17 protein-coding genes and 1 pseudogene are annotated in these 21,478 nt (G+C 69.5%); 11 read left to right on the top strand and 7 right to left on the bottom strand.

Translation table 11 applies throughout. The annotated features are described in order from the left end of the window. Positions 1–13: 13 nt before the first annotated feature. Positions 14–1,150, top strand: a complete 1,137-nt coding sequence (locus ACWC1K_RS04680) for a hypothetical protein (protein ID WP_450828799.1) — start codon at positions 14–16, stop codon at positions 1,148–1,150. Here the strand turns inward: ACWC1K_RS04680 and ACWC1K_RS04675 are convergent. Further along, positions 1,144–2,547, bottom strand: a complete 1,404-nt coding sequence (locus ACWC1K_RS04675; protein ID WP_450828798.1) for an amidohydrolase family protein — start codon at positions 2,545–2,547, stop codon at positions 1,144–1,146. The two genes, ACWC1K_RS04680 and ACWC1K_RS04675, sit on opposite strands and share 7 nt — an antisense overlap. A gap of 168 nt (positions 2,548–2,715) precedes the next feature. Here ACWC1K_RS04675 and ACWC1K_RS04670 point away from each other — a divergent pair, with 168 nt between their 5' ends. Then, positions 2,716–3,015 (top strand): Atu4866 domain-containing protein, encoded by a 300-nt coding sequence (locus ACWC1K_RS04670; protein WP_450828797.1) that lies wholly within the window; start codon positions 2,716–2,718, stop codon positions 3,013–3,015. A gap of 4 nt (positions 3,016–3,019) precedes the next feature. On the opposite strand, the gene ACWC1K_RS04665 is transcribed toward ACWC1K_RS04670, so the two are convergent. Together ACWC1K_RS04665 and ACWC1K_RS04660 are read right to left on the bottom strand one after the other, a co-directional pair. After that, positions 3,020–3,895 carry a helix-turn-helix transcriptional regulator gene (locus tag ACWC1K_RS04665; protein ID WP_450828796.1) on the bottom strand — a complete coding sequence of 292 codons (876 nt, stop codon included), beginning with the start codon at positions 3,893–3,895 and terminating at the stop codon, positions 3,020–3,022. A 328-nt stretch (positions 3,896–4,223) separates the two neighbouring features. Beyond that, a complete protein-coding gene (locus tag ACWC1K_RS04660) occupies positions 4,224–4,502 on the bottom strand; it encodes a hypothetical protein (RefSeq protein WP_450828795.1) in 279 nt (92 codons plus the stop codon). Between ACWC1K_RS04660 and ACWC1K_RS04655 the strand changes: the two genes are divergently transcribed. Together ACWC1K_RS04655 and ACWC1K_RS04650 are read left to right on the top strand one after the other, a co-directional pair. Continuing rightward, positions 4,489–4,740, top strand: a complete 252-nt coding sequence (locus tag ACWC1K_RS04655) for a substrate-binding domain-containing protein (protein WP_450828794.1) — start codon at positions 4,489–4,491, stop codon at positions 4,738–4,740. The genes ACWC1K_RS04660 and ACWC1K_RS04655 overlap by 14 nt on opposite strands. A gap of 121 nt (positions 4,741–4,861) precedes the next feature. Then, positions 4,862–5,218: an amphi-Trp domain-containing protein gene (locus ACWC1K_RS04650; protein WP_450693361.1), complete on the top strand. Its 357-nt coding sequence runs from the start codon at positions 4,862–4,864 to the stop codon at positions 5,216–5,218. A 44-nt stretch (positions 5,219–5,262) separates the two neighbouring features. Here the strand turns inward: ACWC1K_RS04650 and ACWC1K_RS04645 are convergent, their stop codons facing one another. Both ACWC1K_RS04645 and ACWC1K_RS04640 read right to left on the bottom strand, forming a co-directional pair. Next, positions 5,263–6,099: a class II glutamine amidotransferase gene (locus ACWC1K_RS04645; RefSeq protein ID WP_450828793.1), complete on the bottom strand. Its 837-nt coding sequence runs from the start codon at positions 6,097–6,099 to the stop codon at positions 5,263–5,265. Between the two features lie 442 nt (positions 6,100–6,541). Next, the gene (locus ACWC1K_RS04640) at positions 6,542–10,201 is read right to left on the bottom strand and encodes a LamG-like jellyroll fold domain-containing protein (RefSeq protein WP_450828792.1); all 3,660 of its coding nucleotides are present in this window, start codon (positions 10,199–10,201) and stop codon (positions 6,542–6,544) included. 362 nt (positions 10,202–10,563) lie between these two features. Here ACWC1K_RS04640 and ACWC1K_RS04635 point away from each other — a divergent pair, with 362 nt between their 5' ends. The 7 genes from ACWC1K_RS04635 (at position 10,564) to ACWC1K_RS04605 (ending at position 20,110) form a co-directional block, all read left to right on the top strand. Continuing rightward, complete coding sequence (locus ACWC1K_RS04635) at positions 10,564–11,586, top strand: LacI family DNA-binding transcriptional regulator (protein WP_351469064.1); 1,023 nt, start codon at positions 10,564–10,566, stop codon at positions 11,584–11,586. Between the two features lie 179 nt (positions 11,587–11,765). After that, positions 11,766–13,013 carry a sugar ABC transporter substrate-binding protein gene (locus ACWC1K_RS04630; RefSeq protein WP_450828791.1) on the top strand — a complete coding sequence of 416 codons (1,248 nt, stop codon included), beginning with the start codon at positions 11,766–11,768 and terminating at the stop codon, positions 13,011–13,013. Positions 13,014–13,023: 10 nt separating this feature from the next. Then, positions 13,024–14,016: a carbohydrate ABC transporter permease gene (locus ACWC1K_RS04625; protein WP_450828790.1), complete on the top strand. Its 993-nt coding sequence runs from the start codon at positions 13,024–13,026 to the stop codon at positions 14,014–14,016. After that, a complete protein-coding gene (locus ACWC1K_RS04620) occupies positions 14,013–14,837 on the top strand; it encodes a carbohydrate ABC transporter permease (protein ID WP_450828789.1) in 825 nt (274 codons plus the stop codon). The genes ACWC1K_RS04625 and ACWC1K_RS04620 overlap by 4 nt, the downstream gene beginning before the upstream one ends. Positions 14,838–14,913: 76 nt before the next feature. Then, positions 14,914–16,650: an amylo-alpha-1,6-glucosidase gene (locus ACWC1K_RS04615; protein WP_450828788.1), complete on the top strand. Its 1,737-nt coding sequence runs from the start codon at positions 14,914–14,916 to the stop codon at positions 16,648–16,650. Between the two features lie 74 nt (positions 16,651–16,724). Then, positions 16,725–18,578 carry an RICIN domain-containing protein gene (locus tag ACWC1K_RS04610; protein WP_450828787.1) on the top strand — a complete coding sequence of 618 codons (1,854 nt, stop codon included), beginning with the start codon at positions 16,725–16,727 and terminating at the stop codon, positions 18,576–18,578. A gap of 233 nt (positions 18,579–18,811) precedes the next feature. Next, positions 18,812–20,110 carry a phospholipase D-like domain-containing protein gene (locus ACWC1K_RS04605; protein ID WP_450828786.1) on the top strand — a complete coding sequence of 433 codons (1,299 nt, stop codon included), beginning with the start codon at positions 18,812–18,814 and terminating at the stop codon, positions 20,108–20,110. A 29-nt stretch (positions 20,111–20,139) separates the two neighbouring features. On the opposite strand, the pseudogene ACWC1K_RS04600 reads toward ACWC1K_RS04605, so the two are convergent. Both ACWC1K_RS04600 and ACWC1K_RS04595 read right to left on the bottom strand, forming a co-directional pair. Further along, positions 20,140–20,573 (bottom strand): annotated as a pseudogene (locus ACWC1K_RS04600) (hypothetical protein); the annotation flags it as partial. A gap of 9 nt (positions 20,574–20,582) precedes the next feature. Then, positions 20,583–21,302, bottom strand: a complete 720-nt coding sequence (locus tag ACWC1K_RS04595; RefSeq protein ID WP_450828785.1) for a TetR/AcrR family transcriptional regulator — start codon at positions 21,300–21,302, stop codon at positions 20,583–20,585. Positions 21,303–21,478 lie beyond the last annotated feature (176 nt).

Raw genomic sequence — 21,478 nt, 5'->3', positions numbered from 1 at the left:
GAACAGAGCTGAGATGACACACGGAGACCAGACCGCCAAGGAACCCGGCGGGACGGACGGTCCTGCCACGCAGCCCCAGGCACAGGTCGCGCTCGCCCCGGCGCCCACCGCACCGGACGGCGAGAGCGGCGGGCGGGCCGCTGCGCCGACGGGCGCCGTGTGGGATCAGCCCCTGCCGTGGGCCGGTACGCAGGACGAGGGTCAGGACCAGAGCACCGCTCAGCCCACGCCGGCGCAGGCCGATCCGCCTGCGGCCTCGGCAACCCCGCCCGCACAGGCGGCCGTTGATGACACCAAGGTCGCTGCGGAGGCTGCCGGCGAGGGATCGTCGGTAGCCCTGTGGCAGGCGTCCGTCGCCGAGCAGCAGCGCGGTGCGCACACGGCACCGGTTCCCACGGGGGCTGTCGCCGTCGCCGGCCACGCCGTTTCGAAGTGGCTTCTGGGTGTCGCCGTCGCGGCCGGGGCCCTGCTCGCGGCCGTAGGGGTGTCCGAAGGACTGTCGCATTCGACCACCGCGACGGCGAAGGAGAAGCCGGAGCCTCTGGTGGGCCCCGGCAAGGGCCTCGACCAGCCGGGCTCCCCGACCCGCACTCCGTCGACGCCTGCGAAGGGCCGCGTGGCGGCAGGGGCCGGGAAGGCGGCCGCGGCCGCGCCCCCCGCCGTGGGCGTGGCGGCAGCCGGCGCCCAGAACGCTCACGCTCCCGCGCCGCCGCACGCCGCGGCGGTCTCACCCCAGCGGTCAACGACCAAGTCCTCGACGGCCGGGCAGAGCGGCTATCTCTCCGTACGGACCTCCGTGACGTCCCCGAACAACTACTGGAGCGAGAGCAACGTCAACGTCACGACCACCAAGAAGCTCAGCGCCCTGAAGGTCGTCCTGCATGTGGCCCAGACCGGTGGCGTGGCGAACACCGGCGTCTGGACGTCGCTCGGAGACAAGGTCACGGTGCACACGGGAAGGGCCTCGGACGGCGGAGCGGACTACGTCGTGACGCTCAACCAGGGCATCACCCTCGACCCCGGAACCTACGTCTTCCAGTTCCAGTACAACCACAACCAGGGCACCCGCGACACGGGACATGACATATGGGCCGTGGTGACCACGGCTGTCGGCGACAGCCAAGAGGTGTCCCGGAACGGCCGTTACTGATGCCGGTGCGTTCCCCGGGTGTTCAGCACGTGCTCGCGTGAGGTGTGGACCTCGCTGCGCAGGGCGGACAGGTCGACGTCGAGGACGTGGCCGTCCCATTTGCGGGGCTCGCCGTTGATGAGGACGGCGCTGATGTTGCGGGCGTCGGAGCCCAGTACGACGGTGCCGATCGGGTCGTTGAGCGGCATGTTGTTGAGGTCCTCCGCCTGGATGACCAGCAGGTCGGCCTTCTTGCCCGGGGCGAGTGAGCCGGTGACGGCGGCCAGGCCGTTGGTGCGGGCGCCCTGGAGGGTGGCGAAGTCCAGTACGTCGTGGGTGGTGATGCGGTGGGGCTGCCGGTCGGTGCCGTGGGCGGCGTTGACGGCACGCATCCGCTGGATGGCGTGCAGGGCCCGCATCTGCGTGAACATGTCGCTGGCCAGGGCGACTTCGACGTCGATGCTCAGTCCCGGGCGGATGCCGACGGACAGGGCCTCGTCGACGGCGGGGATCGCGGTCTCCAGGCCGATCTGGGCGTCGGAGGTGGGGGCGAGCGCCACGGTCGTGCCGGTCTCTCCCATCGCCTTCCAGGCCTCGGGGGTCAGTCCGGTGGCGTGGATGAGGGTGACGTCGGGAGTGAGGACGCCGTCCTTGGCCCAGCGCAGCACCGCTTCGGAGGAGGACGTGCCGAAGACGGCGTCCACGCTCACTCCGATGCACAAGTCCGCAGCTACGCGGGCGAGTTCGGGACCGTAGGTGAGCGCCGGTCCGGCGATCTCGTCGGTGGCGAGCGTCGCCAGGCGCAGGGTCAGCAGCTGGTCGTCGCTGCTGAAGTACTGGTCCTTGATGCGGGTCAGGTCGCCGGGCCACTGCCGGTCCCAATCGCCGAAGTGCGGGCCCATGGAGGCGTGCACGCCGCGGATGCCGGTGTCGCGGAGGGCTTCGATGGCGGCGTCGGAGTGCTCGCGGGTGCGGGAGTTGTGGGAGAAGTCGAGCATGGTCGTGATGCCGCTGTCGATCGCGGTGAGGGCGGCCAGTCTCGTACCGATGTACATGTCCTCGGGCCGGTAGACCGTGGCGTACCCGGCCAGTGTGGCCATGACATAGCCGCCGAGGTCGTCGACGTCCGGCATGATCCGGCGCAGCTGGGCCTCCCAGGCGTGCCGGTGGGTGTCGACGAAGCCGGGACTGAGGACGGTGCCGGTGGCCTCGACGACCACGGCGTCGCCCGCGGCGAGGTCACGGCCGACGGCTGTGATGGTGTCGCCCTCGATGAGGAGGTCGCCGTGCTCGATGACACCGAGGCCGAGGTCCATGGTGACGATGGTCGCCCCGGCGAACAGGATGCGCCGTTCAGCTGCGGGGCGGCGCCGGAGCTGTTCGAGGACGGCGGCGCTGGTGGTGTCGTGGACGTTCACGAGAGGTCTTCTTTCCGTACGGCGGCCGGGACTTTTCAGAAACCAGCCTCGATCCCGCCCGCTACGGCAACCAGGCCGCCGTATCCCCAGGTGCGCCGCCCCCAGGAAGCCCGTACCTGGGGATACCGCGGCCTGGCTGCCATCGGCTTTCGGGCCAACCATGGGGCCATGACCAGCACTGACATGCCTCGCGCCCCTCACCCGTACGTCGGGATGTGGGTGACCGCGGACGGGTTCATCCGCCAGGAACTGCTGCCGAACGGCCGCTACGACGAGGCCCGCGGAAACCGTCGGAGCGCCTATACCGGCCGCTACACCGTCACCGGCGACCACATCGACTACGTCGACGACACCGGCTTCACCGCCACCGGCGACATCCGCGACGGGGTTCTCTTCCACGAGCACCTGGTGCTCTACCGCGAGGGCGAACAGCGCGCCGGGGAGGGAGGCACCCGGTCGCGCGACTGACAGGTCACGTGTCGCTGAGAGCCCGGCCGGTTTGCTCCCGCACCACCTGTACGCGTTCCCCTCGAACGGCGCGGGACCGGAGTTCGGCGAAGGCAGCCGCGGTGGCACCGGCCGGATCGGCCTGGTAGACGACCAGTTGCTGGTACGGGGCACCGTTGACGGTGAAGGCCGAGAACTCGATCTCCAGAGCGCCGACCTCGGGGTGCGCGAGGTTCTTCGCCTGCTGCGTCTTGCCCCTCACCTCGTGCCGTGCCCACAGTTCGGCGAAATCGGGGTTCTTCGCGCAGAGTGTGTCGACGACCTCGATGATCCGCGGGGACTCGGGGTCGTATCCGTAGGCCGCGCGCAGTTCGGCCACGCACGAGTTCGCGGCCTTGTCCCAGTCCCGGTAGAAGGTACGCCCGGCCGGGTCCAGGAAGATCATGCGGGCCAGGTTGTCGAACCGCTGGAATCCGCTGTGCAGGGCCGCGGCGAGCGTGTTGTGCGCCAGGATGTCCAGGGCCGGTCCCGTGATGAAGGCGGGGGTGTCGGGCCAGCTGTCGATCAGCCGCAGAAGCTGGGGGCCGGCTCTGTCGTGACCGGCGAGGGCGCTGCGGCGCTCCTGGGGCGCCCGGGTGAGTCTGCGCAGGTGGTCGTGTGCCTCGTCGTCGAGGTGGAGGGCGGCGGCGATCGCGTCGATCACCTGGGGCGACGGGCTGGTCTCCCGGCCCTGTTCCAGGCGCATGTAGTAGTCGGAGCTCACGCCCGCGAGAAAGGCGACCTCCTCGCGGCGCAGCCCCGGCACCCGCCTGCGCCCGTGCTCCGGCAGGCCCACGTCCTGCGGCTTGAGGGCTTCGCGCCGTGCTCTGAGGAAGTCTCCCAAAGGAGTGCTGTCGCTCATGACCCCAACTTAGTGGAGGGGGAGCGCCCGCCGTCGGTCGAGGGGACGTCCAGGCGTCCGGCCGTGCCGCACCTGCGGGGTCGGCCGGTTACAGGTACAGGATTCAGGCCGCGGGGGCCGGGCCGAGGTGTCTGACGTGATGCTTTTGGGGCCACCCCCGCCGCCGCCCTGCTCCGCGCCAAGGCAGGCCACGCGCTGCCCGCGCAGCACGGCACTGCGCGAGCCATGATGGTGGCCGGCGCGCGGCGTCCGTTTCGGCGCTCGCCTCGCCGAGGAGCCGTAAGCCGTAAGCCGTTCCCGGCCGTTCGGCGCGCGGCCCTGGGGCGCGTCACTTCACTCCGGCGGACACGTCCTCGCCGACCAGTTCCCCGACCCCTCCAGCACCGGCATCGACGCCTTCGCCCGGGGCGGCACCGCCCGGGAGGGAGGTGAGCAGGCCGCGCGGCACCTGCTGGAGATCGGGCGCCGTCGTCCGCCGGTGCTGACCGGCCCCGAGACGTTCGGGTGTACTCGGGAACGGCTGGGCGGCTTCGTCGATGTCTGCGCGGAAGCCGGGATCGAGATCGGTCGACGGAGCGTCATCCGCGGTCTCGGTGTTTGCGCACAAGGACCCCTCGGCGGTCGGCGTGCTCGCCGCCCTGCACGAGGCCGGTCTCTGGGTTCCACAGGGTGTGGCCGTGGTGGGCTTCGACGGCATCGAGATGGCCTCGTACACCTGTCCGGCACCGACCACGATCCGCCGGCCCATGCGGGAAATGGGCGAGGCGGCGGCGCGACCGCTGCTGGACCACGTGCGCGGATCGCCGAAGGCCGCCCCTCGCACATCATCCCCACCAGCCTCGTGATCCGTGGCTCTACGTTGCAGCCGTACGAGTGTCGGCTCTTCGTCAGGCTGTGAGGATGTCCGATCCCGCGTAAGGCCGCAGAATTGGCGTTATGCCCTGTTTGTCCTGACTGGAGGCATCCATGAAGGATCTCAAGTTCGAGCAGAAGAGCTCGCTGTCCCGTATCGAGGCGGCTGACCAGCTGACTGCACTTGCGGCTGCGCTGAGAGAAGGCGGGGATGCCGAACTGGAACTCGGCCCCGCGACGCTGAGCCTGCGGATTCCTGAGGACCTTCGCAGCGAGGTGGAAGTCGAGGTCGGCAACGGGGAGGTCGAGCTGGAGATCGAGTTCAAGTGGCCGACCGCATCGACCCGGACAGCGCCGTCGCAGACGGCCGCAGACACAGAGACGGCCACGAGGAGGAGGACCGCGCCCGCCAAGCCCGGTCGGAGCGGCACCAGCAGGAGCGCGAAGCGGTCCGCCACAAGAACGGCATGAGTGGTGCCCCGGGGCCCTGGGGCTGATGAGAAGCGGTCGACGCATCACGCAGGTTCCGGCACGAAGGGATACAACTCGTCGGCCCCGGCCTCCACGACGCCGTAGCTGCTCTCCGGCACCTCGTTCCAGGCGCCAGGCAGGTCGCCGAGAGGTTCGGAAACGATGAGGCGGGTCTCGTCGGACACTTCGTCCAGGAAAGCCGCATCGGGGTGCAGCTTGCGCAGTGCGTCCACGCGAGTGCTGTAGAACAAGGACCGGGACGCGCCCTGGCTCGAGTAGCGGAAGGCCCAGACGCGTTCGCCGTCGGTCACGCCGATCGTCATCTGCACTGGGAACTCCACACCGTGGTCGCGGCCGCTGCGCTCCACCACTCCCACCATCCGCGACACAGCGCCCGGGGGGTCCTGGTCCAGGCCGAAGGTGAGCGCCAGGTAGAACATCACCTCCGAGTCGGTCGTTCCTTCGATGTCGGGGTACAGCTCGGGGTCGACGAGCAACGTCAACTCGCGGCGCATGAGGTGGAAACCCGTGATGACGCCGTTGTGCATCCACATCCAGCGGCCGTGCCGGAACGGGTGGCAGTTCGTCTGCTGGACCGCCGTGCCGGTCGTCGCCCGTATGTGGGCGAAGAACAGCGGGGAGCGCACATGATCCGCGATCTCCCTCAGATTGCGGTTGTTCCAGGCCGGGCCGACGTCCCTGAACAGGGCAGGGGTGTCGATACTCTCCTGCGAATACCATCCGATGCCGAAACCGTCGCCGTTCGTCGTCTCCACACCCAGTTTGGAGTGGAGGCTCTGATCGATCAGCGAATGGGCCGGTCTGTAGAGGATGGTGTCGAGAAGCAGGGGTGTTCCCGTGTAAGCGAGCCATCGGCACATGAGCGATCACCTGTGTTCCTGGCTGCACCTGCGGGAATGCCCTGATGTCCCGCTCACGGCGCCCGGAGTTTTCAACGAGTCCGCCGGTCACCTGGCGGCAGCGCCCCACTGCTCTCTCGGCGCGAGCGCACTGGGGAAGGTCGGCGACCCCCGCACTGGCGGCGACGCCGTCTCCGATGATCGGGTGGCTCTTGTCCCGATCTCATTTTCGCCTCCCTCAGCGCGCGTCGCCATGCGGGCGTGGACCGGTCGGCCACCGCTCTGAGCACGGGGTGATGGACCCAGTCCCTGGCTGTCCACCCGCGGCGACGCCTCCCGCACCCGCTTCGGGCGCCCACAACGTCACCCGCCACGGCACCGGAAGCAGCAGGGGCCTGGTTCCGCCCCCCGTGGCGGAACCAAACCCCTGCCTGCCTGCCTGCCTGCGGCGTCGGCGGCTAACTCATCGCACCTCCCGCGCATACGGCGCCACGACGATCCGGTCGATCAGCGGTGCGTAGCGGGAGCGGAGCAGCACCCCCGGGAAGGTGTCCGAGGCGTACGTCGTGCCGTCGAAGTTCGGCAGTTCCTCGGAGCGGAAGGTGATCGTGTTCTGTCCCTTCTTGAGGCGGACGGGGACGGTCAGTTCCCAGAAGTTGTCCTGGTGGAAGGTGTGCGGGAAGCCGACGCGCTGCATCGTGCCGCCGTTGACGGTGAGGTCGGCATGGCGGGCCAGCGGGTCCGGGTTGTAGTGCGTGGCCTCGGACTGTTCGGGGTTCGCGTAGCGGATGCGCAGGGCGTACAGGCCGGGCTCGTCCGCGGCGACGGTGAACGTCGCCGTGTTGCCGTTGCCCGGGTCGCCGCCGATGCCCGTGATCGCCGTACCGTCCGTCGCCAGGGGCAGCGAGGTCAGCGCGGCCGAGCCCGCCAGCTTGGCGTCCTGCGCCTCGTACGTACGGGCCTTGAGTGTGCCGTCGGTGGGAGTGACGGTCAGCCGGTCGACCAGGGTGGCGGTCGAACCGCCGGTCACCGTCACCTTGTTGATGCCGCCCGAGAGGGAGACGGCGACCTTGTGACTGGGCTTGGTCACGTGCAGGACGTCGTGCCCGTTGACCGACAGGCGTGCGTCCGCGGGGCCGAGGGTGTCGATGCCGAGGGTGGCCTCGCGGTCGGCGGGGGAGTAGACCCAGAACGTGGCCGTCTGGCCCTTCGCGAGCCGGGCCGCGCCCGAGCCCGTGGCGGGGGTTGTGGCCTGCTTCGGCAGGTCGTAGACGGGCCGTGCCCCGCCGCCCAGCCAGGCCAGCTCGCCCTCGTGGACCCCGGTGGCCGCCGACGGGCCCGGCAGGGACAGGGTGAGGCGGTCGACGATGGCGTCGCCCTTGGTGGCACGCCTGCCGTCGAGGCTCTTCGCGGCCAGGGTCAGGGTGTGCCTGCCCTTGGTGAGGTGCACCGTGGTGTCGGTGTGGTCCCACACCACCCACTTGTAGCCGAGCGGCAGGTACAACTCCTGCTCGCTGTCCGCCTGTCCGTCCACCCGCAGGAAGACGTTGGTGGGGCCCTGCTCCTTCACCTTGTCGAAGGTGTTGAGGGAGTTGGCGAAGACGCTCAGGTCGTAGGTGCCGTCCTCGGGGACGTCCACGGCGAAGCCGAGCGTCACGTCCGAACCGGTGCGCAGGCCGCCGACGTCGTAGCCGCCGGAGGTGTAGAACTTCGACACGTCACTCGTCGAACCCTCCGGGCCGTTCCTGGAGTAGCCGGACCCGGTGTGGGCCGCGTCCTCCGCCTCGTACGAACCCTGCCAGCGCACGGATGCCGACTGTGTGCCCTTCGCCTTGCCGGCCGGGCTGAGGACGATCTCGTACGCCGAGGACTCCTTCAGCTTCGGCAGCGTGCCGTCGCCGAAGTCCACGACGGCCGTACCGTCGTCACCGACCTTCAGGTTCGTCTCGGTCAGCAGCTTCGGGCCGGAGTTGTCGCCGACCTGCCCGCTCCAGTCGATCTCCCGCACCCAGGCGTGGACCTGGTCCCCGAAGACCTTCTCGGGGATGCCCGCGAAGGTGATGTGGCCCTTGCCGGTCGAGCCGCCGAAGATCAGCCGGGCCTGCTTCTTCTTCTCGTCGAGCGTGGCCACGCCCTGCATGGTGTAGTTCTGGCCCGGGAACGGCGGGGTCACCTTCACGGTGTGCCCGCTCATCGAGGCGTACGAGTGCAGCAGCCACCACTGGCCGTTGCCGCGGCCCGACTGCACCGCGGAGTCGGAGAGGTTGCCGTCGATGTTCCAGTACGCGATGTCGGCGTCCACCTTGGACTCCTCGATCGCGGACACCCACTGGATCATCTGGCCGGGGACGGAGGTGTGGTAGTTGAAGGCGTACTCGTTGATGTTGACGGGGAGTTGGGTTCCTTCGCGGGAGGTCCCCTTGAACAGGTCCTTCTCCCAGGCCCGGTACTTGGCCACGCTCTCGCGCACCGCCTCCGGGTGGCTCAGCTCGTGCCAGGTGATGACGTCCGGGAGGGTGCCGGCGGCCAGGGTGTGCGTGAGGAAGCCCTTCACCTGGTCGTACAGGATGCTGGTGTTGGGGCCCGCGATCCGGGCGTCCGGCATCTTGCCCTTGATGAGCTTGTAGGCGGAGTCCCAGGCGGCGAAGTAGTCCTTGGGGTCGCTCAGCCAGCTGACCTTGTCGTAGCTCCACTCGCCGGTGCCGAACATGTTGCCCTCGGGCTCGTTGAACGGCACGAAGACGATGTTGTCCTGGTACTGCCTGGGCAGCCGCAGGACCTGGTCGACCTGCTTTGCCATCTTCTGCTCGTAGAGCTTGAGCTTCTCCGCGGGGGTGTCGCCGGGCCACTCGTAAGGGAAACCGCGGTGGATGTCCGTCATGTAGATGTACACGTCGCCGTCGGTGGAGTCGGCCAGCGGCTTGACCACGTCCAGTGCGTCGGCGCCTGGGTGCTGGGGGCCGTCCTGCGCCTTGGTGGAGACCGTGCGCAGGCCCATGCCCTCGAGGAGGTTGTTGGTGGGGACGCCCGGCCCGTACACGCCGTAGAGGGTGCCGGAGGCACCGCCGTGGAACGCGCCGGTGTGCGAGCCGAGGTCGACGGTCAGGGCTCCCTCGCGGACCACGGTGACGGTCGCCTGCACCGCGCGTCCGGCGGCGGTGCCGGCCACCGTGAAGGTGCCCGGCCGCGCGTACTTCTCCGCCGGTACGGCGTCCCAGGTGACCGGGGTGTCGCGGTCGTAGCCGTCGGAGAAGGAGGAGCGGACGGCTGCGGGCAGGGAGGGGGCCGTCCCGGTCGTCGTACGGACCTCGAAGGAGGTCCGCGAGAGCTGATCGAGGGTGGGAAGCGTCCCGACCGTACCGGCCACCTGCTCCGCGGTGAGCGCCGAGTGCCAGACGGTGAAGTCGTCGACCGCGCCCTTGAGCAGGGGGTCCGGGTAGAAGGACTTGCCGATGTAGCCGGCCGCGGTGGCCGAAGCGTCCAGCAGATCCTTGGCCTTGACGTTCGTCGCGGCGGAGGAGACCGCCACCCCGTCGAGGTAGGTGGTGACCCGGTGGGCGGCGGTGTCGAGGGTGACGGTGACGGTCCGCCAGCCGTCGGCGGGCAGCGGCGCGTACCCGGAGACCTGTGCCTCCGCGCCCCCTCCGCCGGTGGTCACGGCGGTACGCAGCACACTGCCGTTGTACGGCGTCGTGAACAGGTACGTGCTGGTGTCGGTGCCCAGATCGAAGATCCGCTGCCAGGCCGACTTGTCGCCGCTCCACTTCACCCGGGCCGAGACCGTCAGGTCGCTTGCGTCACCGAGCACTTCGCGGGGGAGGCGGACGTACGCGCCGTCCGAGGTGGGTGCCCCGCCCGGCAGGGACAGCGCCCTGCCGCCGTCCGAGCCCGCGACGGACTGCGCGGTGGAGCCGTTCACCAGGGTCGCCGTCAGCCCGTTGCCGGAGCTGTCGGTGATCCGGCCGGAGGAGAGGTCGTCCTGGTCGAAGGTGTAGTGGGCGGCGGGCTGGGGCGTATCGGCTGCCTGCGCGGGGACGGCCGGTGCGGCCAGCAGGCCCGCACCGAGAGCCAGCACCGTGGCGGCGGGGGCCCGGCGCCGGGCGGATCTGTCAGCGGATGGCATGGATCGCGTCCTCAATCCTTGTGTAGCGGCGTATCGGCATACGTCGAACCGGTTCGATTGCCAGGCCGCACACGCAGGGGAGCGCGTAACAGCTGGCGGAACGGGCGGCTCCGATCGGGTCATCGAACCGGTTCGGGGAAGCTAGCACCGGAGATCCCGGCCAGCAATCCCTCCCGCCCCAACAAATCCGGACCTTCTGGCGAGTGCGGCAGTGTTGTCAGGGGTGTTGACAGACGTTCGGTCGGGTTCCTACCTTCACTTCACGCGAACCGGTTCGACACCCGGCTTGCGAGTACGCTCTCCACCGAGGAGTCGAACCGGTTCGAGCAGGTTCGAGCAGGATTTCGAGCAAGGAGCCGCCCGTGAACATCGGAGAGATCGCCCGCCGGGCCGGTGTCTCGCGGAGCACCGTCTCCTACGCACTCAGCGGCAAACGCCCGGTCTCGGACGACACCCGCCGGAAGATCCAGCAGGTCATCGACGAGCTCGGCTACCGCCCGAACGCCAGCGCCCGCGCCCTCGCCAACGGCCGCACCAGCACCCTCGGCCTCGTCTTCCCGCCCGCCGGCAACCACTACACCGGCATGCAGCTCGACTTCATCGGCAGCGTGGTGGAGGCAGCCGCGGCCTACGACTACGACGTACTGCTCTCACCCAGCGGCGTCGACAGCGACCGCTCCTTCCAGCGGCTGCTGGGGGAGCGGCGGGTCGACGGCGCGATCCTGATGGAGATCAGGCTCGCGGACGACCGGGTCGACCACTTGGCCGAGCTGGGCTTTCCCTCCGTCGCCATCGGCCGTACCGCCCACCCGGAAGGCGGCTGGTGGGTCGGCCTGGACCACACCGCGCTGGCGGCGGCGTGTGTCCACCACCTGGCGGACCTCGGCCACCGCCGGATCGCCTTCGTCAACCGTCCCGAGCAACTGCTGCGGGCCGGATACGAGTCCGCGCACCGCGGCCTGGACGGCTTCACCAAGGCCGCGGCCGAACGCGGGCTGACCGTGCGGACGTACTGCTGCGGGGACGACGCGGCAGCCGGGCAGGCCTGCCTGGAACAGATCCTGCACGACGACCCGGCCACCACCGGCCTGGTCACCCTGAACGAGGCCGCTCTCGGCGGCCTCTACCGGGGACTCGCCCAGGCCGGCCGCCATGTGCCGCGCGACTTCTCCGTCACCGGGGTCGTCGCCAGCCGCTGGGCGGAGACGGTGACCCCGCAGCTCACCGCGGCCGACGTACCGGCGGAGGAGATGGGCCGGCGCGCCGTCGACCTGCTGGTGGAACGGCTCGACCACCCCGACGCCCCGCCGCGCCACCACCTCCTCGCACCGCCGATCTCCCTGCGGGCCAGCACCGGGCCCGCAGGGACCGTCACCGCGCCCTGACCACGCCCGCGTAGTACTCCTCAACTCCCCTCGTCTCACCGGCCGTTCGCACCGCCCGACAGTGCGGCCGTTCGTCGTGCCCGCTTGTCCTCGCCCTGCCCGGACGGGCCTGCACCACCCATGCCTTCACCCACCCGTGCCCTCGGCACCCGCATGCCCAGAACAAAGGAACCCTTGCCATGAACACCTCCTTCAGACAGCGCCGTCTGACCGCCGCGGCCGTGACCGCGCTCGCCGTGGCCGTCTCCGCCACCGCCTGCTCCTCGGGCTCGGGCAGCACCGACACCAAGGGGGCCGGCGGCGGCACGTACACGATCTGGGACCCGTACCCGCAGTTCGACAAGGGCTCGGACTGGGCGAAGCTGCTGGACCAGTGCGGAACCAAGGCCGGAGTGAAGGTCAAGCGGACCGCCTTCGACACCAGCGACCTGGGCAACAAGACGCTGCTGGCGGCGCAGCAGGGCAACTCCCCGGACGTCCTCATCGTCGACAACCCGGTGGTGTCGACGCTGGCCGAGGCGGGCGTGCTCACCACGACCGACGACAACAAGCTGGACACCTCGAAGGTCGACCCCAACCTGCTCGCGGCCGGCCAGTCCGGCGGCAAGACCTACGGCACGCCGATCGGCGCCAACACCCTGGCCCTCTACTACAACAAGGCGGTGCTCAAGAAGGCCGGCGTGGACGTCGCCACCATCAAGGACTGGAAGTCCCTGACGGCGGCGCTGGAGAAGGTCAAGAAGGCCGGCAAGAAGGGCATCACGTTCTCGGCGATCGGCACGGAGGAGGGCAGCTTCCAGTTCCTGCCCTGGTTCTGGGGCTCGGGCGCCAAGCTGACCGAACTCGACTCCTCCCAGGCCGTGTCCGCCCTCTCCCTCTGGAAGGACTGGCTGAAGCAGGGCTACGCCCCGAACTCCGTGCTCAACAACACCCAGACCACCAGCTGGCAGGAGTTCGCGAGCGGCGACTACGCGTTCAGCGAGAACGGCACCTGGCAGCTCGCCAATGCCAAGAAGGCCGGTTTCGACTACGGCGTCCTGCCCGTCCCCGCGGCCACGGGCGGTAGCGCGGCGGCCCCGACCGGCGGCGAGTTCGTCACCGTCCCGGTCCAGAAGGACAGCGGCCGCTACGCCACCTCCCAGAAGCTGGTGACCTGTCTGACCAGCGGCGACAACCTCTACAACACCGACACCACCCTGTCCTACGTGGCCCCCACCAGCGAGGTCCAGGCCAAGCAGGTCGCCGCGAACGCCGACCTGAAGCCGTGGGTCGACGCCGTCAAGGCCGCCAAGGGCCGCACCAGTGACGACCTGGGCACCAAGTACCCCAAGATCTCCGAGCAGATGTGGAAGGCCGTCCAGTCCGCCCTCAGCGGCTCCAAGTCGCCCAAGGACGCGCTGAGTTCGGCGCAGGCCGCAGCCAAGTGACATGAGCCCGATGAAGCAGCTGAAGCAGACGACCCGTGCGCCGGACCACCGGCCCGCGGACGACCGGAACGGGGCGGCGACCGCCGCCTCGGCCCCGGCCCGCGCCTCGGCCCGGCGCCGCCCGAACTCCCAGCAGTGGGCCGCCTGGGGATTCCTCGCCCCGGTGACCGTCTACCTGGCCCTCTTCTACGCCTATCCGCTCTACCGCAACCTCGACCTGAGCCTGCGCGACTACACCGTCCGCTCCTTCGTCCAGGGCGACGCACCCTTCACCGGCCTCGCCAACTACCGCACGGTCTTCGACAACCCGACCTTCGCCCCGGCCCTGCTGCACACCGCGCTCTTCACCGCGGTCTGCCTCATCTTCCAGTACGCCATCGGGCTCGCCCTCGCGGTCTTCTTCCACCAGCACTTCCGGCTGTCGGCGACCCTGCGCGCCCTGTTCCTCGTACCGTGGCTGCTGCCGCTGATCGTGTCGGCGTCCACCTGGTCATGGATGCTCAACACCGACTCCGGCATCGTCAACGCCGCCCTGCACGCCGTCGGCATCGGGCCGGTCAACTGGCTGACCTCGCCGTCCTGGTCGCTGACCTCGGTGATCATCGCGAACATCTGGATCGGCGTCCCGTTCAACCTGGTCGTGCTCTACAGCGGTCTGCAGTCCATCCCGGCCGGCCTCTACGAGGCCGCCGCGCTGGACGGGGCGGGTGCCTGGCGCCGGTTCTGGAGCATCACCTTCCCACTGCTGCGCCCGGTGTCCGCGATCACCCTGCTGCTCGGACTGGTCTACACGCTCAAGGTCTTCGACATCATCTGGATCATGACCAGGGGCGGCCCGGCGGACTCCTCCACCACCTTCGCCACCTGGTCCTACCAGCTCGGCTTCGGCAACCTCCTGCCGGCCTTCGGCCCCGGTGCGGCCGTCGGCAACCTGCTCGTGGTCGCCGCGCTCGTCTTCGGGCTGGTCTACGTCCGGGTGCAGAGAAAGCAGGCCCTGTCATGAGCCGCATCCGCAGGCGTACGTGGGGGAAGACCACGATCGGCGTCGTGCTGACCGCGATCATGCTCTTCCCGGTGTACTGGATGCTGAATGTGTCCCTGACCCGCGACCAGGACATGCGCAAGAGCCCACCGGACCTGCTGCCGCTGCACGGCACCCTGGCCGGCTACCGCACCGTCCTTGACGAGCAGTTGCCCTACCTCGGCACCAGCCTCGCGATCGGCCTGGGCACCGTCCTGCTGACCGTGCTCCTGTCCGCCCCCGCCGGCTACGCGCTGGCCAAGCTGCGCCCGCGCGGCGGCGGCATCCTCAGCTTCGTCCTGCTGGCCGCGCAGATGATCCCCGGCATCATCATGGCGATGGGCTTCTACGCCATCTACCTCCAGCTCGGGCTGCTCCAGTCCGTTCCCGGCCTGATCGTCGCCGACTCCACCCTGGCCGTCCCGTTCGCGGTGCTGATCTTCACGGCGTTCATGTCCGGCATCCCCGGCGAACTCCTCCAGGCCGCCCAGATGGACGGAGCCAGGGCCCTGCGCACCTTCTGGTCCGTCGTGCTGCCGATGAGCCGCAACGCCGTCGTCACGGTGTCCCTGTTCGCCTTCCTGTGGTCCTGGTCCGACTTCGTCTTCGCCAGCACCCTCGCCAACGGCGGCGCCCACGAGCCGATCACCCTCGGCATCTACCACTACATCGGCAACAACAACCAGCAGTGGAACGCCATCATGGCCACCGCCGTCGTGGCCTCCCTGCCCGCCACGGTGATCCTCGTCCTCGCCCAGCGGTACGTCGCGGCCGGCGTGACCGCAGGCGCCGTCAAGGACTGAGCCCCCAACCAGCCACAGAAACCGGCCAGTTGTCGGTCGACTGCTGCCCCTGCCCCCAGAAACGAGTCACGCCACCATGACCGCCGCCCCGTCCGGCCCGGCCTTCTCCGTCCATGACATTCCGTTCAGTACCTACGGATCCTGGTTCGACATCTCGCCCGTGATCGCCGAGAAGACCTACGCCGAGGATCTCCACCTCGTCTCGCACCAGAACGGTATGCACGGCGTCCTGCGTCTGGTCCCCCTGCACCCGCGGACGGGCGGACGCGCCGAGACCCGCGTCGAGGCGACTCCGGGCCTGCTCAGCTGGACCGGCGAGAGCGGGCGCGTCGACCTCGCCTATGAGACGCCGGACACCGTACGGCTGCGGGGGAGCGGCCTGGGCTTCGGGTTGTTTGCCGCCGCGCAGGCCCTGACTCCGTTCAGCGGGACGTACTTCTTCCACGACCCGGCGGCGGACGCGCACGTCTTCACGTCGTACGAGACCGGACGCCGCTACCGCGTCACCGTGCTGTCCGGCTCCCTTGCCAAGGCGGCCGGAACCCAGGCCCTGGGCAGCGCCGACCGCGGTCTGGCCATCACCGCGGAGGCGGGCGGCGGCTGGGAGATCGCGGTCGAGGAACTCGACACCGCCCGCCCGCCGTACGCGTCCTCGGCGACCTTCGACGAGATCCTGGCGAGGGCGCAGGGTGCGTTCGCGGGCTTCGTGGACGCGGTGGCCCCCTGGCGTTCGTCCGCCACACCCGCCGCCGAACTCGCCGCCTACGTCGTCTGGTCGGCGACCGTACGGCCGACGGGCCTGGTCACCCGGCCCGCCGTGCTGATGTCCAAGCACTGGATGGACAAGGTGTGGAGCTGGGACCACTGCTTCAACGCCCTTGCCCTGGCGCCCGGTCGCCCCGAACTGGCCCTGGACCAGTTCGCCCTGCCCTTCGACCACCAGGACGACAGCGGAGCCCTGCCCGACTCGGTCACCCACTCCGAGGTCCTGTACAACTTCGTCAAGCCCCCCATCCACGGCTGGGCCTTCGGCCATCTGCGCCGCCGCCTGCCGACACCTCCCGACCGGTCCCAACTGGCTGAGGTCTATGCCCGGTTGGAACGCTGGACGGACTTCTGGCTCACCGCGCGGAGAGCCCCCGACGCCGAACTGCCCTACTACCAGCACGGCAACGACAGCGGCTGGGACAACGCCACCACTTTCGACCCCGAGCGGGTGGTCGTCACCGCCGACCTGGCCGCCTTCCTCGTGCTCCAGCTGCGTGAACTCGCCGGTCTGGCCGAGGAGTTGGGCAATGCGGAGGCGGCGCGCCGCTGGGTGGCCGCGGCCGGGGAGACGCAGGCGGCGCTGCTCGACCAGCTCTGGACCGGCGAGCGGTTCGTCGCCAGGGGAGCCGCCAGTGGGGACACCTGGAGCAGCGCCGGCCTCCTCGACCTGATGCCCATCGTGCTGGGCGAGCATCTGCCCGCCGAGGTCAGCAGTGCGCTGGCCGACCACATCAAGGCCCACCTCACCCCGTACGGCCTGGCCACCGAACTGACCACCTCCCCGCACTACCTCGCCGACGGCTACTGGCGCGGCCCGATCTGGGCCCCCGCCACCGTCCTGGTCGAGGACGGCCTGCGCCGGGCCGGCCACCAGCGGCTGGCCGACGACGTCAGCGCCCGCTTCCGCGCCCTGTGCGAAGCCCACGGGTTCGCCGAGAACTTCGACGCCCTCACCGGAACGGGCCTGCGTGACCGCGCCTACACCTGGACCGCCAGCAGCTACCTCCTGCTCGCCGAAGCACACGCACACCGGGGCAGCCGCTGACCGGCCGCCTTCCGCGAGCTCCGGGGGCCGTTCAGTCCCCGGTCCTTCCCCCGCACCCTGTTAGGAGCCGCACAATGAAGTCGCTCTCCGCACGGCCCGGACGCGCACCGCGCACCAGACGTCGAGCCATCTCGTCCGCGGCCGTCCTCCTGGCCACCCTGGCCGCGACCCTGATGCCCGCCGCCTCGTCACAGGCCGCGGACACCACCGTCGCCGTCGACTTCTCGGTCGCCGGGGGCGCCCCCACCTACCGCGCCTCGGGCATGATCTACGGGCTGACTCCCGACGGGTCGCTGCCGCAGGACCACTTCTTCAAGGACATCAAGTGGCACTTCGAGCGGGCCGGCGGCGCCCAGCTCAACGGTGGCGGCTACGCCACCAGCCTCGCCGACTACCAGACCCGCTGGAACGCCACCCTCGCCCAGTACAAGCGGACCAAGGCGCTCGGTGGCACGTTCGTCATCCTGCCGCACGACCTGTGGGGCGCCGACGGCACCACCAGCCAGGGCTTTCCCGGCGACAACGGCAACTGGACGCTGTTCGACAACTTCGTCAACCAGCTCATCTCCGACGTCAAGGCCAACAACATGACGGTGGAGTGGGACCTCTGGAACGAGCCGGAGCTCAGCGGCTTCTGGGGCCGGTCCCAGAGCCAGTATCTTCAGATGTGGTCGCGGTTCCATGCCGCCGTGCGGGCCAACCTCCCCGGTCAGCTCATCGTCGGCCCCAGCACGGCCAACCCGCCGGGTTCCTCCAACACCTGGTGGACCACCTACCTGAACTACGTCAAGGCAAACAACGTCGCCCCCGACATCTACAGCTGGCACGCCATTCCACACGACCCCGTCACGGCCGTCGGCAACGCCAACTCGACCATCGCCGCCGCGGGCCTGACCAACACCCGCCCGTACCAGATCAACGAGTACGCCGGGCGCGAGCAGCAGAACCCCGGTGGCGGCGGCTGGTTCATCAGCCGTCTGGAGCGGGCCGGCGCCGACGGCCTGCGCTCCAACTGGGGAGGGGGTCCCAGCCTGCACGACTACGCGGCCAACCTGCTCACCAAGAACAGCTCCGGCCAGTACCTGCCGCTCGGAGAGTGGTTCCTGTACCGGTACTACGGCTCCCAGACCGGAAACATCGTGAACCTCACGCCCGGTACGAACACCGACGGGCTGGCGACCAAGGACAACTCCGCGCGGAACGCGAAGATCCTGCTCGGGAGCAACGGCAACACGGGCAATGTCACCGTCAGCCTCAACCGTCTCGACACCACCTCGGTCGTGGAGAACAGCCGGGTGCGCGCGATAGTCCAGCGCATACCGAACAACGGCGGCGGCGCGGTGACGGGTCCGGTGACGGTCTCCGACCAGACCCTGACCATGAACGGGAACTCGGCTTCGGTGAGCGTGCCGTGGACGGACGCCGCGGACGGCTACACGGTCACGCTGCTGCCGCCGTCGAACACGACCGTCTCCACTGTCGCGGTGGCCCAGCACAGTGGTCAGTGCCTGGACGACACCAACCTCAGCACCGCCGACGGCACGCAGTACCAGCAGTACTCCTGCGAGGGCGGCTACCAGCAGATGCTGGACTTCAAGCCGGTCGCCGGCCGGGCGAACACCTACACCATCGTGAATGAGCACAGCGGTAAGTGCCTGGATGTGTCGGGCGCTTCCACGGCCGACGGCGCCGCCGTCATCCAGTGGACCTGCAGCGGCAGCACGAACCAGATGTTCACCCTCAACCCGGTCACCGCGCTCGGCAACAGCAAGGACTACCAGCTGGTCGCCGCCCACAGCGGCAAGTGCGTCGACGTCAGCAACGTCTCGACCACACCCGGCGCGCTGATCCACCAGTGGACCTGTGACCCGGCGAGCGCGCTGAACAACAAGAGGAACCAGATCTGGCGGCTCCTCGGCAAGAGCTGACGGCTCCTCTCAGACGTGTGGCCGTCCGGTGTCGCCGCCGGACGGCCACGCGTGCTGTGCGCACGGCGCCGAGGCGGTCGCGCACCACTCGTGGTGCACACCGACTGCTCCGAACGGCTGATCTCCCGCCGCCGGCCGGGCTCATACGACGCAAGGTGATTGTCCTGCCGCCGTGATCCGACTGAGCTGGTCACGCCTGAAACGCTCGTGCACTCACCTCGAGGAAGGCGAAGATGACCCGTTCGACTGCGGTCCCGTCCCCGATCCGTCCGCTCCGTGCGCTGCGGCTCGTCGCCGTCGTGCTGTATCTGGTGGCTGCTCTCCTCGTCGGCAGTGCGACGCCGGCCGCCGCACTGACCAAGCCGGTCATCAACGGGCCCGTGTTCAACGACCCGCTGGGCACACCGGACCAGCAGAAGGCGATCTTCACCCAGCTCGTCCGGCTGATCGACGCGACGCCCGCCGGTGCGACGATCCGCGGTTCGATGTACGAGTTCCAGGACCAGGAGGTCGCCGACGCGTTGCTCGCTGCCGACCAGCGCGGCGTCAACGTCAAGCTCATCGTCGACGAGTCGACCTATGAGGGCGCCGCAGGCGTCGCGTACGACAACCCGGTGTACCGGGCCCTCAAGGCCGGCCTCGGAAACAATGACGCGGCGCGCTCCTGGATCGTCGTCTGCGACGACAAATTCGAGGACGACGACGGCGTGGACGACGTCGTGCGCGGCTGCCTGAGCGTCGCTCCGCCCGCACCGGCCTACAACCACAACAAGTACTTCATCTTCTCCAGGATCGGGCCCTTCGACGACGGCACCAGCTACTCGAAGGTCGTCTTCCAGACCTCCTCGAACCTCTCCGACTGGTACAAGGTCGAGTCCTTCAACGACGCCGTGACCTTCGTGAACCCCACCGTGTACGACGGTTATGCGTCGTATCACGAGAAGCAGCGCGCCGGGCGTTACCTCGCAGGCGGCAACAACCACGTGTACTTCTCCACCCCGACCGGCTCAACCTACCGGGCCTTCTTCTTCCCGCGCGGCGACGCTTCGTACAACAACCCGGCCACCGACACCATCGTCAACGCGCTGAACGAGGTCAGCTGCGCCTACACCGGTACGGACGGGAAGCGGCACCAGACCGACATCCGCATCGTGATGCACGCCTTCTACGGTTCGCGCGTCCAGGTCGCCGACAAGCTGGCCCAACTGCGCGGCAGGGGCTGCTGGATCGACATCATCTACGCCGAGACCGACTCCAGGATCACCAACAAGCTGACCGCCGCCGGCATCCAGCACCGCAGGTGCCGCATCCCCAACGGCCCGGGAATCGACGTCCGTCCGCACAACAAGGAGATCCTGATCGACGGCGACTACGGCGGCGACATCACCCCGCGTGTCTACACGGGGAGTGCCAATCTCGCAGGGTCGTCGCTGCGTTCGGCCGACGAGGCGATCGTTCGGATCGTCAGTGCGTCGTACCACGCGAAGTATCTGAGCACGTTCTACAAGATCCGCTCAGCCTGCGGCGGTTGACGGGCCCCGTCGCTGCCCCTGCTCGGCCGTCATCCGCCGCCGTCGAGGTCCGTCCGCTGCCGGAGCACCCGTAGCTCGTGGCCGACGAGCTGCCTCTCGTACAGCTTCCCGCGTGCGTTCTCGAACGGGCGGCGAAGGACCGTCATCAGCCGGTCGTCGAAGGTGCGGAACAGCATGCCGTGACCGCTGTCGTCCCGGACCAGCGGCCGGAGCTGCCACCAGGGCCCGGTGAGCTCGCCGGACGTGGAGACGGCGTGGGTCTGCACGGTGTGCCCCATTGGTCGGCCGGGGGCACCGGGAGCGGCCGGGCCTCGTTGTGGAGGGTGGTGAACAGGTGGTACCTGCCGTCCAGTTCGTGGGCTGCCTCCGGAGCCCAACCGCCGTCCGTCGCCCAGATTCCGCTCTGCTCTCCGGCCCGGAGGACGACCACGGGACGCGTCCGGTCCCGCAGGTCCTGGCCGCGGACGGCTGCCTACTTTCCGGTGATCTCCCCGAACCGGTCGAGCAGGGCGTCCAGTCCCGCGGCCAGGCCCTCCGGCCCGCCCGGCTCGGTGAGGGCGGGGGCCGCCTCGCGGAGCCGGGGCAGTTCCTGGGGCGGCATGCGGTGCAGGCCGAGGCGGAACGCCGGGTCCTGCTCGTCGGGGTTGTCCACCATGGGCCGCAGCTCCACGGACACATAGCCCAGCAGCCAGGCCGTGAAGGCCCGGAAGACGGCTGCCGTACCGGCGTCGTCGAGCCCCGCCTCCCTGAGCAGCGCGAGCACCCTCTCGTGATCCTTGAGCACGGCGAGCGGACGACGCGCGAGCGGGACGGCGAGCATGCGGGTGGTGAGCAGCGGGACGGCTTGGGGGTGGGCGAGGCAGACCTCGTAGGTGGCGCGGGCGATGCGGTGGAGCCCACTACGCCACGACGAAGTCTCGGCCGCGGCGTCCGTCTCGGCGGTCAGGCGTTCCTCGAGCTCCAGGTACAGGGCTTCGACGAGGCCGTCGAGAAGGGCGTCCTTGCTGGACGCGTACCGGTAGAGCGCCATGGCCTCCACGCCCAGCTCGGCGCCCAGACGGCGCATGCTCAGCGCCGAAAGTCCTTCCCGGTCCACCAGCTCCAAGGCGCTGGCCAGCACCCGCTCCCGGTTCAGCCGCCCGTAGCGGCCGCGGTCGCTGGCGCGGCGCGTCTGGGCCTGCTCCTTGGCCATGTCCGCCTCCGGAGTGATTGGTCTGCGCGGTGTCGCGCTCGCGTTGACTGTACGCACGCCAGGCGTGCGGTGTGAGGGCGCCGCGTCGGCTTGGGGCGTCGAGCTGATCGACCTCGGCAAGGGGCCGCGCGGTACCAGCAGGAACGAGGACGAGTGATCTTGTGGTGGGCGAAGGA

It is taken from the genome of Streptomyces sp. NPDC001492 (assembly GCF_053597275.1).
This window is presented reverse-complemented; position numbering and strand designations above follow the sequence as displayed.